Genomic DNA, 17,687 nt, shown 5'->3' on the forward strand with positions numbered 1-17,687 from the left:
TTCACCTGTAGGAGCGCACCCAGTGCGCGACAAGCCTACGCAGCGGCGAGACCACTACCCCCACCTCCCCATTTCGAAGGCAAAGCCTCGCCCCCCTCACCGCCCGGTCACGCCGCCGCGCTACCATCCATGGCATCTCCGCCAGGGAAACGCGACATGGCCACCGACAGCATCAAGCTTGCCGTTCTCATCGATGCGGACAACGCGCAGCCAGGCATCGCCGAAGCACTGCTCGCGGAAGTGGCCAAGTACGGCACGGCGCACGTGAAGCGGGCCTACGGTGATTGGACGTCCAATCACCTCAAGAGCTGGAAGGAGCAGCTGCTCACGCAGTCGATCCAGCCGATGCAGCAGTTCGGCTATACCAGCGGCAAGAACGCCACCGACTCGGCGATGATCATCGACGCGATGGACCTGCTGTATTCCGGCCGCTTCGATGGCTTCTGCATCGTCTCCAGCGACAGCGATTTCACGCGGCTCGCCGCGCGCATCCGCGAATCGGGGCTGATCGTCTACGGCTTTGGCGAGCGCAAGACGCCCGACCCGTTCGTCGCCGCGTGCGACAAGTTCATCTACACCGACATCCTCGTCGCCAAGCCCGATGAGGAACAACCGCTCAAACCACGTACGGCAGCGCAGCTGAAGCAGGACTCCAGCCTCGTGAACCTGCTGCGCAACGCGGTGGACGCGGCCTCGGACGATGATGGCTGGGCCGCCCTCGGCGGCGTGGGCTCGATCATCACCAAACAACGTCCGAACTTCGATGCGCGCACCTATGGCTACAACAAACTCAGCGAGCTGATCACGGCCACCACGCTGTTCGAGATCGATCGGCGCAGCCCGGGCGAAGGCCGACCCAAGGTGATCTACGTGCGCAACAAGACGAAGAAAGCCGCGCCCCGTGAGTAAGCTCGCATCGATCCTGCGCGACGCCTTGCGCAAGGAGCCGCAGGGCGCGTTGTGCGTGGCGTACAGCGGCGGCCCGGACTCCACCGCGCTGCTGCACGCGCTCGCGCAGCTGCCCGAAGCACATGATCGCGGGCTGCGCGCGCTGCATGTCGATCACGGCCTGCACGCGGACAGCCACGCCTGGGCCACGCATTGCCGCGAACTCGCGCAGGCATGGCAGGTGCCCTGCCTCGTGCTGCGCGTGGAGGTCAATCACGCGAGCGGGTACGGCCTGGAAGCCGCCGCGCGCGATGCGCGTTATCGCGCGTTCGCACTCTCGCTGCACGAGGGCGAGCGCATCGTGCTTGGCCATCATCGCGATGACCAGGCCGAAACTGTGCTGCTCAAGCTGCTGCGTGGCGCCGGCCCCGAGGGGCTTGGCGGCATGCGCGTGGCGCGCCCGCTCGGACGCGGCATGCTGTGGCGGCCGCTGCTCGAGGTACCGCGTGAAGCCTTACGCCAGTATGTGGACATGCACGGCCTGCCCTGCATTGCCGATCCGTCGAACGCCGACCATCGATTGACCCGCAACTTCCTCCGCCACGAGATCCTGCCGCGCCTCACCGAACATTGGCCGCAGGCCGTCGACTCGATCGTGCACAGTGCGCGCCACAGCCGCCAGGCGGCGGAAGCGCTGTCGCAACAATGGCACGCGGCCCGCAACGCATTGCACGACCCCGCCACCGGCAGCCTCGACGCCGCCGGCTGGCTGGCACTGTCGCCCGCGCTGCGGTATCCGCTGCTGGACGACTGGCTGCATGCGCGTGGGCTGCCGGCCCCCACCTCCGCACAGCGCGCACAGATCGAACGCCAGTGCCTGGCGCGCGAAGGCCAGTTGCCGCGCATCCGTTGGCCGGGCGCGGAGCTGCACGTATGGAAGGGCCGGCTGTGGGCCCTTCCGCCACAACCGGTCATCGACCCGCAGTGGCATGCCGATTGGTCCGGCGCGCCACTGGCCTTGCCCGATGGCGGCAGCCTGCAGCTGGAACCGGCGGGCCGACTCGCCGAACCCGTCAGCGTGCGCCTGCGCCAGGGCGGCGAGCAGTTGCGCCCCGCCGGCAATCCTCACACCCGCGAGCTGCGGGATCTCATGCAGCAGGGCGGCATGCCGCCCTGGCGTCGCCGGGCCTGCCCGCTGCTGTACGCCGACGGCGAACTGGTCGGCGTGGGCGACCGCTGGCTGACCGAACGAGGTGCCCGATTGTTCGGCACGCATCGACCGCTCTGGCATCCGGCCTTCTGAAGGCCACCATCCCACGGCAAAAAACCGCCACGACGCCGCGTTTGGCCCCCCGCAGATTGATTCCGCACGCCCCCTGCGTTAGCTTTGCGGGCCATGGCCAAGTCTGCATCCGCCCCCGCCAATCCCGCTCCCGCCGCCGATTTCGAGCATTCGCTGGACGAACTCGAGCAGCTGGTCGCGCGCATGGAAGGCGGCGAGTTGAGCCTGGACGAATCCCTCGCCTCTTTCGAGCGCGGCATCGGCCTTTATCGCCATTGCCAGCAGGCGCTGGAAAGTGCCGAACTGCGCGTGCGACTCCTGCTTGATCCCGATGCTCCCGACCACGCCGAACCGTTTGAACCCGAGCTCTGAACTCGGAGCCCGTCTCAAGTCGCTGATCGTGCGCGCCGATGAGGCACTGGCCCGCTCGCTGCCGTCGGAAGACACCGCTCCCTTCGAATTGCATCGCGCCATGCGCTACGCCGTGCTCGGCGGCGGCAAGCGCCTGCGCCCGCTGCTGGTGTACGCCGCAGGCCACGCCTTCGGCGAAACAGGCTCGCGCCTGGATGCGCCGGCCTGCGCAGTGGAGCTGATCCACGCCTACTCGCTGGTGCACGACGACCTGCCCGCGATGGATGACGACTCGCTGCGCCGTGGCCGTCCCACCTGCCACATCGTGTTCGGCGAGGCGATGGCTATCCTTGCGGGCGACGCACTGCAGGCGCTCGCCTTCGAGTTGCTGGCCCACGACATCGAACTGGGCGTGGCGCCCGCGCGCTGCGTGGAGATGCTCCGCGTGCTGGGTCGAGCCTGCGGGGCCGAGGGCATGGCCGGCGGCCAGGCGCTGGACCTTGCCGCCGTGGGCCGCAAGCTGACGCTGGCCGAACTGGAACACATGCATGCCTGCAAGACCGGTGCGCTGATCCGCGCATCGGTGCGCCTCGGCGCCCTCGCGGCCGGCGCATCCGATGATGCGCTGGCCGCGCTCGATCGCTATGCCCATGCAGTGGGCCTGGCCTTCCAGGTGCGCGACGACATCCTCGACGTGGAAGGCGAAGCTGCCGTGATCGGCAAGACTGCCGGCAAGGATGCGGCCGCCGACAAGCCGACCTTTCCCTCCATCATCGGCATGGAAGCGTCGCGCGAACATCTCGCCCGCCTCACCAGCGACGCCCTGGAAGCCATCGCGCCGCTGGGCGAGCAAGCCACCCTGCTGGAAGAACTGGCGCGCTACGCCGCCGCCCGCCTGCACTGACTGGTCCGGCTGGTTGCGGGGGCGCACCCTGGGCGCGACAAGCCTACGCAGCGGCAACGCCACCGCGCCGCGGTCGCCCACTGGGTGGGCTCCTACAACAAAAGCGCCGCCCGCTTCCCCTGTAGGAGCGCACCCTGTGCGCGACAAGCCTACACAGCGGCAACGCCACCGCGCCGCGGTCGCCCACTGGGTGGGCTCCTACAAAAAAAGCGCCGCCCGCTTCCCCTGTAGGAGCGCACCCTGTGCGCGACAAGCCTACGCAGCGGTAACACCACGACGCCGCGGTCGCCCACTGGGTGGGCTCCTATAAAAAAAGGCGCCGCCCCCTCACCTGTAGGAGCGCACCCGGTGCGCGATCGCAGTATCCGGAACTCCTGGTCAACAACGTCCGCACACAGACGTTTCCTGGGGGAACCTCCGCTGACGCCCCGTCGATGACCGCCACGCCATCCCCAACCCAGCGACTGCTGGGCTCGATCTTCCTGGCCACACTGCTCGTGCTGCACGCCCATGCAGCGCCCGTGCAGAAGCCCGACTTCAGCGGTGCCTGGCGCCTCGACGACCGCAACAGCGACACCACCGACACGCTGACGGCGGCCATGCGCACCGAGGCGCGCAACGAACAGCAGGCCTCGCTTCCCCAGAATGCGAATGCGACAAGCGCCGGCGCTCCCGCTGGCGCCGGCGCCGGCGGCGGGCGCCACGGTGGCGGCATGGGAGGCCACGGCGGTGGCATGGGTGGCGGTGGCATGGGCGGTCACGGCGGCGGCATGGGCGGCGGCGGACACGGCCGCCATGGCGACAGCGGCACCGGCACCGCCAAGAAGCCGGACACCGACAAGGACCCCATCGCCACGGCGACCTATCCGATGCCGCCGATGCTGAAGTTGGACTCGGTGCTGCTCGTGCAGCAGGACGACAAGACGTTCCAGGTACGTCTCAACGACGGCAGCCAGCTCACCGGCAAGCTCGACGGGCAGGCGCGGCAATCACTCAGCGGCAATGCGATGGTGCGTGGCCATGTGGAGAACGGGCAGCTGCGCGTTTCCGTGCAATACGCCGACGGCATGCAGCTGGAACAGACCTGGGCGTTGTCGCCGGACGGCCAGCAGATGGTCGTTACCGGCGCCTGGAAGATACCCGCGCTGGAGCAGCCCGTGACGTTCAAGCGCACCTACGTCGGGCTTCACTAGACACGAAAAAGGCGGCCCTTAGGCCGCCTTTTCCCTTCGCCCGCCAGTGGCTTACTTGATGAGCCGCAACGTGAACGGATAGCGGTAGCGGACACCCTCGTTGGCGCGGATGCCGGCCAGGATGGTGAACACCAGCCAGGCGATGCCGACGACCACGCCGATGGGAATGGCCAGCAGCACGCCCAACCCGAACGTGATGGCGGTCAGCACCAGCAGTGCCACGCCAATGATGGCGACGGTGATGTTGAAGTTCAGCGCTTCCTTGGCCTGGTCGTCCACGAAGGGCATGGTGTCCTTCTTGACCAGCCAGATGATCAACGGACCAAGAAAGCAGCCCCAGCCGAACCAGGCGCCGGTGACGATGCACCCCAGCAACGCGGACAGGTGGGCGAAGAGCGCCCATTGACGCTCATCGGCGGAGGGCATGTCGGAGGGCCCTGCGGGGCCCGCCGACGGCGGCGGTACGACGGACTCGGGCGGAACGCTCATGCGTGCTTCTCCTGTCGTGAACCTGTGTTGTCAGGGCCGGTCCCCAGCGCCGGCAAGCGCGATCCTAGCAAGGTCGCGCAGGTTTTTCCGATGCCGGAAGGCCTAGAAGACCTACTCGCCGGCGATCGTCATCTGTTCCAGCAGGATCGAGCCGGTGAGGATGTGCGAGCGCGGGTCCACGTCGGCGCCGACGGCCACGATGTTGGCGTACATGTCGCGCAGGTTCGCCGCGATGGTGATCTCCTCCACCGGATAGGCGAGCTGCCCGTTTTCCACCCAGAAGCCGGCCGCGCCGCGCGAGTAGTCGCCCGTCACGGTGGACACGCCCTGCCCCATCACTTCGGTCACCAGCAGGCCGGTGCCCATGCGCTTGAGCATCGCGGCGAAATCGTCCTGGCCGCCTTCGACGATCAGGTTGTGGACGCCACCCGCGTTGCCGGTCGATTCCAGGCCGAGCTTGCGGGCCGAATAGCTGCCCAGCACGTAGCGCGCCAGCACGCCGTTCTCCACCAGCGCACTGTCGCGCGTCGCCACGCCCTCGGCGTCGAACGCGCTGGAACCCTGTCCGCGCATCAGGAACGGGCGTTCCACGATATTCAGCCACGAGGGCATGACCTGCTTGCCGGCATGATCGAGCAGGAAGCTGGCGCGACGGTACAGCGCGCCGCCGCTTACCGCGCCGATGAAATGGCCGATCAGGCCCCGTGCCACTTCCGGCGCGAACATCACCGGGCATTGCCGCGTGGAAAGGCTGCGCGCTCCCATGCGGGACAAGGTCCGCTGCGCCGCCTTGTCGCCCAGCGCCGCCGCGCTCATGAAATCGTCGGCGGAGCGCACGCTGTCGTACCAGTAGTCGCGTTGCATGCCCTCTTCGTCACCAGCGATCAGCGAGAGCGACAGCGAATGGCGGGTGCCGCGCTCGCGTCCCAGGAAACCATGCGAATTGGCGTAGACCGCGATGGCCTCGCCCATCTGCACGCTGGCGCCGTCGGAATGGGTGATGCCGGCGTGGCTGCGGCCGGCGTCCTCGATCTGCTTGCCCAGCGCGATCGCACCCTCGGTGTCGATGCGCCACGGATGCCACAGGTCCAGGTCGGGGAACTGGGTGGCCATGCGCGCGGCATCGGCCAGGCCGGCGGCCTCGTCTTCCTCGGTATAGCGGGCGATCGCGCAAGCCTGGTCCAGCGTGGCCTGGATCGAACCGGGGTTGAGGTCGGCGGTGCTGGCCGAGCCCTTGCGCTTGCCGAAATACACGGTGAGGCCGAAACCGCGGTCGCGCGTATGCTCCACCGTCTCCACCTCGCCCAGGCGCACGTTCACGTTCAACCCGGTGTCGATGCTGGCCGCCACCTCGGCCTGGCTGGCGCCGGCGGCGCGGGCGCGGCGGATCACGTCCTCGGCCAGTTGGGCCAGTCGATCGAGTTCTTCGAGGCTGCGGTCCTGGGTGGGGCTGAGTTCGGTCACTCGTCAAATTCCTGCCATAGAGTCTGGTTCGTGTCTTGCTGCAGCCCGTGCCGGGAGCTGTTTGCTTGCCTGCCGGGGAAGAGCGGGGGAGTGTATGTCAATGCACGACTATGAGATGACGCCGGCTGGCGGGCAAACAGGCCCTGCCCGAAGGGTTTGCCGCCCAGGGCACCCATGCCGGCGCCCCGAGGCTTGACCCGAGGGCCAGCCAGGCGCTGCGCCACGAAACATTCGCATGGGCAAACGCGGACCACAGGAAGGCACGAACCAGGCTCCGGTAACGGGTAGAATACGCGGTCCAACCCGCGTGACTTCCCAAGATGGGGGTGGCGCGGCCGAATGCAAAGAGCGTCCCGCGGAGATAAGCCCATGTCACCGGCAGCCGGCATCTACCGCCACTACAAAGGCCAGCGTTATCGCGTCCTGGGCACCGCCCGGCATAGCGAGACGATGGAAGAGGTAGTGGTCTACCAGGCGCTCTATGGCGACTTCGGGCTGTGGGTACGCCCTGCCGTCATGTTCTGCGAAACCGTGGAATGGGACGGCGAACCGATTCCGCGCTTTGCGCTGGAGCAGGCCGAGCCCGACCCGTTCGATCACGCCGACGCCGCACGCTGAGTGCCACCCCGGCCCGCTGGAAGTTTTCCGTGAAACGCACCTATACCCACGACCCCGACCACGATTACGGCCCCACCCGCACGCAGCAGCGCCGTGACGCGCTGGCCGTGCTGGCGCTGGCCCAGCAGCTGATGGAGATGCCGCCATCGAAGCTGGCGCGACTGGCATTGCCCGAGGACGTGGAACGCGAGATCGCCAACACGCGCCGCATCACCGCGCACATCGCGCGCAAGCGGCAGCTGCAGTTCCTCGCCAAGGTCATGCGCCGGCATGACGCCGACGTGTTCGACGGCGTGCGCGCCGCGCTTGGCGAGAACAAGGAGCGCCAGCGGCAGGAAACCGCCGCCATGCATCGCATGGAGGCCCTGCGCGAACGCCTGCTGGAAAACACCGACGAAGCGATGAGCCAGCTCATCGCCGAATACCCGGGCGTGGACCGCCAGCACCTGCGTTCGCTGGTGCGCCAGGCCAAGGCCGAGAAGGACGCCAACAAGCCGCCGCGCGCGTATCGCGAGATCTACCAGTTGCTCAAGCAGCTGGCGGCGGGTGGCGAAAGCGACGAGGTTGCCGATGAAGGCGGCGAAGAGCTGCCGGGCAACGCTGAAGACTGAGGTCGCCTGATCGCGCACTGGGTGCGCTCCTACATCAGCTCCCCACCTGTAGGAGCGCACCCAGTGCGCGATCGGACCCGCATCAAACCTCAGTTGCCCGAAAACGCGAGCAACTATCCTCCGGCGACACCCACGCATCGTGCACCTCGCACAACGCGCTCGCACCGATGCTCGCGCCATAGGCGGAACCCAACGACGCCATGCCCGGCAGACGCCGTTCGATCTCGCGCGGATCGTCGCGACGAAACCGGCAATGCCGGCAGCACGCCGCGCGACGATCGGCGACCTCGCTCATCCGCCCAGCCCGTTCCAGTAGTCGGCAAACACATGCACCGACAGCACGTAGCCGATGACCACGTTCACCGCGACGCCGATGGTGAACGCCAGCAACGGACGCCAGCCGATCGCCGTGAGTGAGCGCAGGCGCGTGGTCAGGCCGATGCTGAGGAAGCAGAAGGTGAAGGCCCAGGTACGCAACACGCTGATCGGCGCCACCAGGTCGGGCGTGACGATCTTGCGGTAATCGGCCAGCGAGTAGTGGCTGGCGATCCACGTGACCAGGGCCGAAGCCAGCACGAAGCCGATCACGAACTTGGGAAAGCGCGCCCAGATCTCGCGCGCATCGGCCTTGGCCTGCACGCCGTCCTCGCCGTTCCAGCGCGTCGTGGCCACCCACGCCAGCGCGAAGGCCCAGATGCCGATCCAGATGTCGCGTCCCACCACTTTCATCAGCGTGAACGCCTGCACCGCCGCATCCGGCGCGCCGGCAATGGCGCCGCCGGCATGGCGCGCCACATCGCCATAAGCCTGCGCCGCGGCGATACCGGCGGCGTCGGCGAATTCGGAGGTGCCGATCCACGCACCCGCCACCGCCGTCGAGAGACCCAATGCGCGCGACGCGAAGGGCAGCACGAAGATCATCACGATGGCCCACACCACCACCAGCGTGATGGCCATGGAGGCATGCTCGCGCTTGGCACGCACCGCACCGCCCGCGGCAATCGATGCGGACACGCCGCACACGGCGCCGCCCACGCCGAGCACCGCGGCAAACCGCTTGTCCAGGCCCAGCGCCTTGCCGGCCAGGAAGATGGTGAAGAACGTCGCCAGCGAAACGATGGTCGCCTGCACCACCGCCACCGGGCCGGCCCACACCAGCAACGTCAACGGCAACGTCGCGCCGAGCAGCACGATGCCCACCTTGATGTAGAACTCCACGCGCAGGCTCGACTGGAACCACTCGGGCAGCGTCAGCGTGTTGGATACCAGCAGGCCCAGCAGCAGCGCGATCAGCGGCGCTTCCAGGTTGTAGCGCGCCGCTTCGTTCCACGCCGATGCGGTGAAGATCAGCAGCGCGGCGACGAACAGGATCAGGAAGCCAGGCAGGAAGCGCGACAGCGATTGCCCCAATACCGCCAGCACGGTGCCAAACAGCAACGCAAATGTCGCAAAAAGCGCTAGGTAATTCGGCCAATGGCTCGCGATGCCCTGCCCGGCTTCCGCCAGCGTCTTCCACTTGGCCGGCGCCACCGCCAGCCACTTCAGGCTGCTGCCGCTGGCGAACAGGGCCCAGGCCACGAGGATGACGGCCAGGCCGATCCATACCGACCACCAGTCTTCGTTGGAGAAGAGCCCGCCGCGCGATGCGCGCGGCACGGAGGATTCGGCAGCCCGGGCCTTCGCCGGCAACGCTTGCGTCACATCGCTCATCACAACGCCCCTCGTCGGAAGTGGTGCGGACATCCAGACGTCCATACGGCCTTGCATGACGGCAAGCCCCGGTCACGCACTGTCCGACGCGGGGCGCGGAAAGCGAAATGAGCTTTGGTTCTATCGATATGCAGGAACGGAACGCCTTGCACGCGCCGCTAACAAGAAAGGGCGAAAACGCCCTTTCTTGTACTGACCGGGAAAACGCCTCAGGAAGCCGTACCACCCACCGTCATCGCATCCACCTTCAGCGTCGGCTGGCCCACGCCCACGGGCACGCTCTGGCCATCCTTGCCGCACACGCCCACGCCTTCGTCCAGCGCAAGGTCGTTGCCGATCATGGAGACGCGGGTGAGCACTTCGGGGCCGGCGCCGATCAGGGTGGCGCCCTTGACCGGGCGGGTGATCTTGCCGTCTTGGATCAGGTAGGCCTCGCTCGCGGAGAACACGAACTTGCCGTTGGTGATGTCCACCTGGCCGCCGCCGAAGTTCACGGCGTACAGGCCTTTCTTCACCGAGCGGATGATCTCCTGCGGGTCGTGCTGGCCGGCGAGCATGTAGGTGTTGGTCATGCGCGGCATCGGCAGCTGCGCAAACGATTCGCGACGGCCGTTGCCGGTGGACGCCACGCCCATCAGGCGCGCGTTGAGCTTGTCCTGCATGTAGCCCTTGAGGATGCCGTCCTCGATCAGCGTGGTGCATTCGGTCGGCGTGCCTTCGTCGTCCACGCTGAGCGAACCGCGGCGGCCGGCCAAGGTGCCGTCGTCCACCACGGTGACGCCGGGCGCCGCCACGCGCTGGCCGATGCGGCCGGCGAAGGCGGAGCTGCCCTTGCGATTGAAGTCGCCCTCCAGGCCGTGGCCGATGGCCTCGTGCAGCAGCACGCCCGGCCAGCCGGGGCCGAGCACCACCGGCATGCTGCCGGCGGGTGCGTCCACCGCGTCGAGGTTCACCAGCGCCTGGCGCACGGCCTCATCGGCGAAAGCCATGGCGCGACCGTTGTCGATCAGTTCGCGATAGCCGTAACGCCCACCGCCGCCCGCGCTGCCCTGCTCGCGGCGGCCGTTCTGCTCGGCGATCACCTGCACGTTGAGGCGCACCAGCGGGCGCACGTCGGCGGCCAGGGTGCCGTCGGAAGCGGCCACCAGCACGGTGTCCATGGTGGCGGCGAGGCTAACGATCACCTGCTTCACGCGCGGATCGCGCGAACGGGCATAGGCGTCCACTTCGCGCAGCAGGGCGATCTTGTCGGGATTGGGCAGGCTTTCGACCGGGTCGATGGCCGGATACAGCTGGCGCGCACCGTTCAGCGCCAGCGGCTTGCCGGCGCCGTTGCCTCCCTGCGCGATGGCGCGCGCGGCCTTGGAGGCCTCCAGCAACTGCGGCAGCACGATCTCATCGGAGTACGCGAAACCCGTCTTCTCGCCGCTGATGGCGCGCACGCCAACGCCTTGCTCGATCGAGTGGCTGCCATCCTTGACGATGCCCTCCTCCAGCAGCCACGACTCGCTACGCGAATGCTGGAAATAGAGATCGGCCGCGTCGATGGAGGGCCCCATCAGCTGGTTGAAGACGCGCTCGAGATCGGTGGCGGCCAGGCCGCCTGGCGCGAGCAGGCGGCGTTCCGCCTGCGCGATCAGGGAATCCATGAAGTCGTAGCCATGCGTAAAAAGGGGACTTTACCAAGGTGGGGCCGCGCGCAGGCGTTTAAACCCTGCACCAACCGCCCTCTGCAGGCGCGCACCCCGTGCGCGACAAGCCTGCGAAGCGGTGCCCTCATTTGCCGCGATCGCCCACTGGGTGGGCTCCTACAAAACGTTTCCGGTGCGCCACGCGCCCTCTGTAGGAGCGCACCCAGTGCGAGAAAAGCCTGCGAAGCGCGGGCAAAGCCGACCCCACGGTCGCACACGGGATGCGCTCTTACGGAGAGGGAGAAGGCTGCTCCGCGGCGGCAGGCGCCCCGCCCGTCAGCGGTGGCGTAACGGGCGGCACCGGCACGTCCTTCTTCTCGATCAGCGTGATGACGGGTTTGTCCCAGCTGCCGGTGATCTTGTAGCGGGCGCTGGCGGCGTGGTTGATGCCCTTGCCGAGGATGCCCTGCGCCACGAAACCAGCCGCCACGCCGATCGGCCCGCCCACCACGGCGCCCACGATCGGCAGGCTGTTGCCGGCATGCGGAATGGCCTGCACCTGCAGGTCGTAATCCTTGGCGCGCACGCCCGTACGCCCCTTCACCGAGATTTCCGCCGCCGGGCTGCGGATCTGCAGGTTGTCGGTGGTGGCGTTGCCGTCGCCGAGCTTGAAGTCGCCGGTGATGGCGTCGAAGGCCAGGCCCTTGCCGAACACGTCGCCAAAATCGAACGACAGGCGGCGCGGCAGCTCCAGCACTGACACGAGGCCGAACAGGCGCGCCACGCCGGGAGCCACTTCGGGCATGCGGCCGTCGGTGATGTTGATGCTGAGCTTGCCGTCCATGTTGCCCATCTCCATGGCGGAGGGCGCACCAGGCCAGGTGGCGTCGAGCTGCGCGCGCACCTTGCCGCCGGCCAGCAGGGCGTCATAGCCGAAGGCGCCCAGCATTTCGCCGAGATTCTCGGCGGAGAAGTCGATGCGCATGTGCGAGTGGCTGTTGCCCGCCGTGCCGTCCCAATCACCTGTACCGTTGATCTGCACGCCGCGCGACAGCGTGCGCAGCTGCTCGACGTGCATGCCTCGATCGGTCGGCCAGGTTTCCAGTCGTGCATCACCGAGCTTGGAATCGCCGAAACGCAGGTCGCTCACCCACAGATGGAAGGGCGGCAGCGCCGACGGCGTGATGCCGGTCGCCGCGGGATTGGGCGCGGGCGGTGCCGTGCCACCTGACGCGGTGCCCGATGCCTCGGCCGTTGCCGAGCCCCCGGGGGTCGCGTCGGCGCCGGTCTTCTTCGGCGGCACGACATCCTTCGGCCAGTACAGGCGCTGCAGGCGCGCAGTCACGCCACGACGGCCGAGGTCGCCAAGCGGAATGGAAAAGCGACCGGCGAGGCCTGCATTGTCGACGTCCACCGTCAGGCCATCTCCTTGCGAGGTTGCCGTCAGGCGCATCTCGGGGAACGCATGGCCAAACACCATCGCCTGGTCGGCATTCACCTCGATGCTTTCCAGGCCCGGCCCGCCGCTGCTGCTGCCCGATGCGGCGTACTGCACCCAGCCGGTCACGTCGAGCCTGGCCGGGCGGCCGCGGATGCGAATGCCCTTGTCGGGCACCGTATCGGGAGCCTTGGTGCCGAAGGCGAACGTCGCGGCGAGTTGCTGGTTGTCGGTCTGCGGCAAACGCAGCCGCGCGCGCACCACCTGGCCCACGCTCAACTGCACGTCGCTGCCCTGCATCGGCAGGTTCATTTCCACGTGCAGCGGCAGCGTGGCATCGGCCGATTTCTTCAACGGCACCGGGAAATCCAGCGCCATGCCGTTCAATGCGGAGTCGACGCTCAGGCGCTGCGTGGTCGCCGCCGAACCGTTCGCGTGGGCAATGTCGAAACCGATGGTGAACTCGCTACGCCCGTCGGCCACCTGGTTGAGCCAATCCAGCTGCTTGTAGCCCTGGGTCAGTTCGCTCATGGCGTAGCGCCCGGTGAGCTTCGCCGCCAGCACCTTGTCGGGCTGGCCGGTAGCGCCGGCGATGGACAGGTCCAGTCGCGAGGGTTGCCCGCGGAAGCTGGTGTCCAGCGGCCCGGCATGGAAGCCGGCCTTGTCGAAGGTGGCGGGACCGGTGAGCTTGTCCAGCTTGAGATTCCACTCGGGCGCGTCGAAGTCCACGCCCTTGAGCTGCGCCCGGCCGTCGAGCACCAGCTCGTTGGCCTGCGCCACCGGCAGCGACAGATGGAAATCGAACGCGCCGTTGCCACCCAGTTTCAGCTTGGACAGCACGTCGGCCTGGTTGCGGCCGATCGGGCTGCGTCGCACGAAGTCGAGCATGCTGGCGCCGGTGCCCGAACCGCTCACGTTCAGGTCGAGCACCGTGTTGCCGAACTCCGGAATCAACGCGACGGCGCGATCAACCTTGTTGCCCAGCGACTGACCGGCGCTCGCCTCCACCATCATGCCGCTGTTGACGAAGTTCGCCACGGCGCTGACGCCCTCGGCGCGCGGCCAGTCCTTGCCGTACTCGAGCACGAGATCGCTGATGTCGGCGCGTGCCTCGAAACGGCCTTCGTTGTGGTGGAACGGCCAGTCCTTCAAGTCGCCCCGCACCACCACGTCGCCGTGATCGACCTTGCCATCGACCAGTGCCTGGTCCAGCCATTGCACGGCGGCCGGCGACATGGAGTCGATGGGCCAGAACAGCTTCGCGGCCACCACGTCGGCGTGGTCCACCGTGGCATACAAGTCCAGGAACGGGCGGCCACCGGCATCGGGCAGCGCCACTTCACCGCGCGCCGAACCGCCGAAACCGGCGCCTTCGAAGGAGAAGGGGTCGGTGCCGATATGCCATGCATCGTCCTCGTGCCAGAACACGACATCGCCCCCAAAGCGCGACATCACGAACGGCTGGCGGAACGTGTGCGGGAACCGCAACGTGGTGGCCTGCGGCGGCAAGGACAGGGACATGGCCTGGGCATCGCCACGCAGCGCCCCCTTCAGCCCATCCACGCCCGGCAGCTTGCCGACCGGGTCGATCGCCAGGCCGCTGAACTCCGCGCTCAGCTGCTGTATGCCATCGGCACGAGTCCAGCCCAGCTGCGCCCGCCCGATCTGCCCACGCGGTTTGCCGCTGCCCACCCATTGCGCGATAGCCGGCGAGAGCTGCGGCTTGAGCGCGAGCCAGGGCACCAGGGCCGCCAGTTGAAGATCCTTGGCCGCGACCGACGCCTGCATGCCATCCGTGCCGACACCCTGCACCCGCGCGACCAGGGCACCGCCGTCGTCGCCGGCCCATCGGATCTCGTAGCTGCCCTTGCCCATCGCCACTTCCACGAGGCCCTGCAGCGTGGGCACATTGGCCCTCACGCCATCGGGGTTGGCGATGGAAAGCTGCGACAGGTGGAAGCTGGTGAGGCTGCGGACGATCTTGGCGTCGCGCCAATCCAGCCAGGTGTCGAACGAACCGCTGCCGCTTTCGGCCGTATAGCCGGCCATATCCACGCCGGATGACATGGCGTGCAGGTCCATGCCGGTGCCGCCGATCCACAGCTTGCCGTCGGCACCGTCATCGCTGAAGCTGCCCGCGCCGCGCAGCTGGCCCGGCGCACCTTCGCGTCGCAACAGCGCGCCAACACGGATGCGGCGCCCCTGCCGGCTCAGGCGCAGTTGTTCGGCCACCAGCGTGTAGTGCCGCTCCAGCCGGTGATCGGTGATCTCAAGGCGCGTGTCGCGCAGCCACAAGCCCACCGACAGCTGCCCGAACGACGGATTCTGCCGTTCTTCGCCGCCGGCCAGACCGATGCCGTTGAGGTGCCAGGCGCCGTCGGTCTCGCGGCTGATGTCCAGCTGCAGGCCGCGTGCGCGCAGGTTGACCAGATGACGGGCCGGCAGCACCCAGCCGCCGAAGTCGAGCTTGAGCTCCGCATCCGGGATGCGCAGCGGCGGCTCGCCATTGTCGGTGCCGATGGTCAGGCCATGCATGACGAACAAGGGACCCGCGGGTTGCGAGTGGCCTTCCAGCGAATCGAACTTCACCGGTCGTTGCAGCACGGCGCTGAGCTGCTGCGCCACCCATTGGGGATGGCTGGCCAGCGTCGGCAACAGCAGTTGCGCCAGCCCCATCAGCACGGCCAGCGAGATGACGCCCACGCCGACGATCCAGGCCAATGCCCGGAGACCCAGTTGCATCCACTTATGCCAGGGCGCCCTCATGCGACGCTCACAACGCAACCAGCCCGGCGACGCGCATCGCCAGGCGCTTACAGCAGAACCACATCGAACTGTTCCTGCGAATAATGCTCTTCGGCCTGGAAGCGTATGCTCTTGGAGATGAACTCTTCCAGTTCGGCCACCGCGGCGGATTCCTCCTCCAGGATGCGGCCGACCACTTTCGGGCTGGCCATCACCAGCAGCTTCTCGGTGTTGAACTGTCGGACCGCCCGGGTGATCTCGCGGAAGATCTCGTAGGTTACTGTTTCGGAGGTTTTCACCGTGCCACGTCCGCTGCAGGCCGGACAGGGTTCGCACAGCTGGCGCTCCAGGCTCTCGGTGGTGCGCTTGCGCGTCATCTCCACCAGGCCCAGCGCCGACATCGGGTAGACCGTGGTCTTGGCGTGGTCGCGCGCCAGGCCCTTTTCCAGCGTGCGCAGTACCTGGCGGCGATGCTCCTCGTCGGTCATGTCGATGAAGTCGATGATGATGATGCCGCCGAGGTTGCGCAGCCGCAGTTGGCGCGCGGCGGCCTGTGCCGCCTCCAGGTTCGTGCGGTAGACGGTCTCCTCCAGGTTGCGCGAGCCGACGTAGCCACCGGTGTTCACGTCGATGGTGGTCATCGCCTCGGTCTGGTCCACGATGAGGTAACCGCCGGATTTCAGCGGCACCTCCTTCTTGAGCGCGCGCTGGATCTCGTCCTCCACACCGTAGAGGTCGAAGATGGGACGTTCGCCGCTGTAGTGCTCCACGCGGTCGTCCAGGTGCGGCATGAACTTGTGCACGAACTTCACGACCTTCTCGAACGTTTCGCGCGAATCCACGCGGACCTTCTCGATGTCGTCGTTGAGCATGTCGCGCAGGCTGCGCAGCGGCAGCGAGAGTTCTTCGTACACGCGGTCGCCGACTTTCGCCTTGGCGATGTTCTCCTGCACGACGCGCCAGACCTTGCCCAGGTAGGTGACGTCGAAGGCCAGCGACTCGGCGGTCTGCCCTTCGGCGTTGGTGCGCACGATATAGCCGAGCGGGTTGTCGCCGATCAACGTCGTGAGCACCTCCTTGAGGCGCAGGCGCTCCGCTTCGTCCTCGATGCGCGCGGAAATGCCCAAGGTGCGCGCATGCGGCAGCAGCACCAGGTAACGCGAAGGAATCGACAGATGAGTGGACAGGCGGGCGCCCTTGGTGCCGATCGGGTCCTTCACCACCTGCACCACGATCTCCTGGCCTTCGTGGACCAGTTCGCTGATCGAGGGGATGTGGCCGTGCCCGTTGCCGCCGGCGACCGGCTCAGCGCCTTCGGCGGCGGCCGGCACCGGCGGCCGCAGGATGTCCGAAGCGTGCAGGAACGCCGCGCGCTCCAGCCCGATGTCGACGAACACGGCCTGCATGCCCGGCATCACCCGCTGCACGCGTCCCTTGTACACGTTGCCGACATAGCCGCGCCGGGACGCCCGTTCCACGTGCACCTCCTGCAACATGCCGTTTTCCACCACGCCGACGCGGGTTTCGCGTGGGGTCACGTTGATCAGGATTTCTTCGCTCACGGGCACTCCCCTGCATAGACAATCTTTATAACGGCAGTCCGCGCACACTGTCGATGCGTGTCGGGACACGCTGACGGCCACTTCGGCCGAGCCGCCAACTGGCGCGCAGATTCGCAGGGAAACACGACATTTGATGTACTGGACAGTCTTCCTTTCAGGGACACCGCCAGCGCGCGCTATGCTGCACGATGATGCGTGAACCGATTCTCCCCGACCTGCTGCAGCCGGGCTTGCCACTGGTGTTCTGCGGCACCGCGGCGGGCCGCCGCTCGGCCCAGGCGGGCGCGTACTACGCCCACCCGGGCAACAGGTTCTGGCGCGCCCTGCATGCCGTGCAGCTGACGCCCCGCCTGTTCGCGCCTGCCGAATACCCGCTGCTGCGGGCGTTGGGCATCGGCCTGACCGATCTGTCCAAGCACCATATGGGCAACGACGACGAGCTCCCGCGCGACGCGTTCGACGTCGAGTCCCTGCGGCGGCGGATCACACGGCACGCGCCAGGCGTGCTCGCCTTCACCAGCAAGGCGGCGGCCCGCGCGGCGCTCGGGCGGCCCGCCGGTTATGGGTTGCAGGCGGAGCGCATCGGCGAAACCCGGCTGTTCGTGCTGCCCTCACCGTCCGGGCAGGCGCGCGGGCACTGGGACCTGGCGCCGTGGCAGGCACTGGCGGATCTGGTCCGGGCCTAGGGCAAACCCCGCACGTAGGTGTGCAGCGCTTCGGCGAGATGATCGAACAAGCGGTGGACGCGCAGGCTCTGCCGCAGGTCTTCATGCATCACCACCCAGGTTTCCAGCGGCAAGG

The 17,687-nt window shown here is 67.6% G+C and carries 15 protein-coding genes; 8 read left to right on the forward strand and 7 right to left on the reverse strand.

Going from position 1 to position 17,687, the window contains the following annotated elements; translation table 11 throughout:
- The first annotated feature begins 156 nt into the window (after positions 1-156).
- The 5 genes from JMF82_RS08210 (at position 157) to JMF82_RS08230 (ending at position 4,618) form a co-directional block, all read left to right on the forward strand.
- Positions 157-909: an NYN domain-containing protein gene (locus JMF82_RS08210; protein WP_201314041.1), complete on the forward strand. Its 753-nt coding sequence runs from the start codon at positions 157-159 to the stop codon at positions 907-909.
- Positions 902-2,191: a tRNA lysidine(34) synthetase TilS gene (gene tilS, locus JMF82_RS08215; protein WP_236585357.1), complete on the forward strand. Its 1,290-nt coding sequence runs from the start codon at positions 902-904 to the stop codon at positions 2,189-2,191. The genes JMF82_RS08210 and tilS overlap by 8 nt, the downstream gene beginning before the upstream one ends.
- Before the next feature lie 93 nt (positions 2,192-2,284).
- Positions 2,285-2,542 carry an exodeoxyribonuclease VII small subunit gene (locus JMF82_RS08220; RefSeq protein WP_201314042.1) on the forward strand — a complete coding sequence of 86 codons (258 nt, stop codon included), beginning with the start codon at positions 2,285-2,287 and terminating at the stop codon, positions 2,540-2,542.
- Entirely contained in the window at positions 2,526-3,425 is a 900-nt protein-coding gene (locus tag JMF82_RS08225) for a farnesyl diphosphate synthase (protein ID WP_236585358.1), read from the forward strand. The genes JMF82_RS08220 and JMF82_RS08225 overlap by 17 nt, the downstream gene beginning before the upstream one ends.
- Before the next feature lie 434 nt (positions 3,426-3,859).
- Positions 3,860-4,618 (forward strand): hypothetical protein, encoded by a 759-nt coding sequence (locus JMF82_RS08230; RefSeq protein ID WP_201314043.1) that lies wholly within the window; start codon positions 3,860-3,862, stop codon positions 4,616-4,618.
- A 51-nt stretch (positions 4,619-4,669) separates the two neighbouring features.
- On the opposite strand, the gene JMF82_RS08235 is transcribed toward JMF82_RS08230, so the two are convergent.
- Entirely contained in the window at positions 4,670-5,107 is a 438-nt protein-coding gene (locus tag JMF82_RS08235) for a DUF4870 domain-containing protein (RefSeq protein ID WP_201314044.1), read from the reverse strand.
- A gap of 111 nt (positions 5,108-5,218) precedes the next feature.
- Positions 5,219-6,571, reverse strand: a complete 1,353-nt coding sequence (gene pmbA, locus JMF82_RS08240) for a metalloprotease PmbA (protein ID WP_201314045.1) — start codon at positions 6,569-6,571, stop codon at positions 5,219-5,221.
- A gap of 369 nt (positions 6,572-6,940) precedes the next feature.
- Here pmbA and JMF82_RS08245 point away from each other — a divergent pair, with 369 nt between their 5' ends.
- Together JMF82_RS08245 and yjgA are read left to right on the forward strand one after the other, a co-directional pair.
- The gene (locus tag JMF82_RS08245; RefSeq protein WP_201314046.1) at positions 6,941-7,189 is read left to right on the forward strand and encodes a DUF1653 domain-containing protein; all 249 of its coding nucleotides are present in this window, start codon (positions 6,941-6,943) and stop codon (positions 7,187-7,189) included.
- Between the two features lie 29 nt (positions 7,190-7,218).
- A complete protein-coding gene (gene yjgA / locus JMF82_RS08250; RefSeq protein WP_236585359.1) occupies positions 7,219-7,800 on the forward strand; it encodes a ribosome biogenesis factor YjgA in 582 nt (193 codons plus the stop codon).
- An 82-nt stretch (positions 7,801-7,882) separates the two neighbouring features.
- Here yjgA and JMF82_RS08255 read toward each other — a convergent pair whose 3' ends face one another.
- The 5 genes from JMF82_RS08255 to rng form a co-directional block, all read right to left on the reverse strand.
- Positions 7,883-8,095: a hypothetical protein gene (locus JMF82_RS08255; protein WP_201314048.1), complete on the reverse strand. Its 213-nt coding sequence runs from the start codon at positions 8,093-8,095 to the stop codon at positions 7,883-7,885.
- Complete coding sequence (locus tag JMF82_RS08260) at positions 8,092-9,510, reverse strand: putative sulfate exporter family transporter (protein WP_201314049.1); 1,419 nt, start codon at positions 9,508-9,510, stop codon at positions 8,092-8,094. Before JMF82_RS08260 ends, JMF82_RS08255 begins: the two co-directional genes overlap by 4 nt.
- Positions 9,511-9,719: 209 nt before the next feature.
- Entirely contained in the window at positions 9,720-11,159 is a 1,440-nt protein-coding gene (gene tldD, locus JMF82_RS08265; RefSeq protein ID WP_201314050.1) for a metalloprotease TldD, read from the reverse strand.
- A 271-nt stretch (positions 11,160-11,430) separates the two neighbouring features.
- Positions 11,431-15,321 carry a YhdP family protein gene (locus JMF82_RS08270; RefSeq protein ID WP_236585360.1) on the reverse strand — a complete coding sequence of 1,297 codons (3,891 nt, stop codon included), beginning with the start codon at positions 15,319-15,321 and terminating at the stop codon, positions 11,431-11,433.
- 71 nt (positions 15,322-15,392) lie between these two features.
- A complete protein-coding gene (rng, locus tag JMF82_RS08275) occupies positions 15,393-16,886 on the reverse strand; it encodes a ribonuclease G (protein ID WP_201314052.1) in 1,494 nt (497 codons plus the stop codon).
- 188 nt (positions 16,887-17,074) lie between these two features.
- Here rng and JMF82_RS08280 point away from each other — a divergent pair, with 188 nt between their 5' ends.
- Positions 17,075-17,572 (forward strand): mismatch-specific DNA-glycosylase, encoded by a 498-nt coding sequence (locus JMF82_RS08280; protein ID WP_201314053.1) that lies wholly within the window; start codon positions 17,075-17,077, stop codon positions 17,570-17,572.
- Positions 17,573-17,687 lie beyond the last annotated feature (115 nt).

The sequence above is a fragment of the Dyella sp. EPa41 genome (assembly GCF_016586165.1).
In the GTDB taxonomy this organism is placed as follows: Bacteria; Pseudomonadota; Gammaproteobacteria; order Xanthomonadales; family Rhodanobacteraceae; genus Dyella.

Excerpts from the sequence above, each read along its gene's own strand:
- tldD (WP_201314050.1), bottom strand. The coding sequence starts at position 11,159 with ATGGATTCCCTGATCGCGCAGGCGGAACGCCGCCTGCTCGCGCCAGGC.
- JMF82_RS08260 (WP_201314049.1), bottom strand. The coding sequence starts at position 9,510 with ATGAGCGATGTGACGCAAGCGTTGCCGGCGAAGGCCCGGGCTGCCGAA.
- JMF82_RS08220 (WP_201314042.1), top strand. The coding sequence starts at position 2,285 with ATGGCCAAGTCTGCATCCGCCCCCGCCAATCCCGCTCCCGCCGCCGAT.
- JMF82_RS08245 (WP_201314046.1), top strand. The coding sequence starts at position 6,941 with ATGTCACCGGCAGCCGGCATCTACCGCCACTACAAAGGCCAGCGTTAT.
- JMF82_RS08235 (WP_201314044.1), bottom strand. The coding sequence starts at position 5,107 with ATGAGCGTTCCGCCCGAGTCCGTCGTACCGCCGCCGTCGGCGGGCCCC.
- JMF82_RS08230 (WP_201314043.1), top strand. The coding sequence starts at position 3,860 with ATGACCGCCACGCCATCCCCAACCCAGCGACTGCTGGGCTCGATCTTC.
- JMF82_RS08210 (WP_201314041.1), top strand. The coding sequence starts at position 157 with ATGGCCACCGACAGCATCAAGCTTGCCGTTCTCATCGATGCGGACAAC.
- JMF82_RS08255 (WP_201314048.1), bottom strand. The coding sequence starts at position 8,095 with ATGAGCGAGGTCGCCGATCGTCGCGCGGCGTGCTGCCGGCATTGCCGG.
- JMF82_RS08280 (WP_201314053.1), top strand. The coding sequence starts at position 17,075 with ATGATGCGTGAACCGATTCTCCCCGACCTGCTGCAGCCGGGCTTGCCA.
- JMF82_RS08270 (WP_236585360.1), bottom strand. The coding sequence starts at position 15,321 with ATGCAACTGGGTCTCCGGGCATTGGCCTGGATCGTCGGCGTGGGCGTC.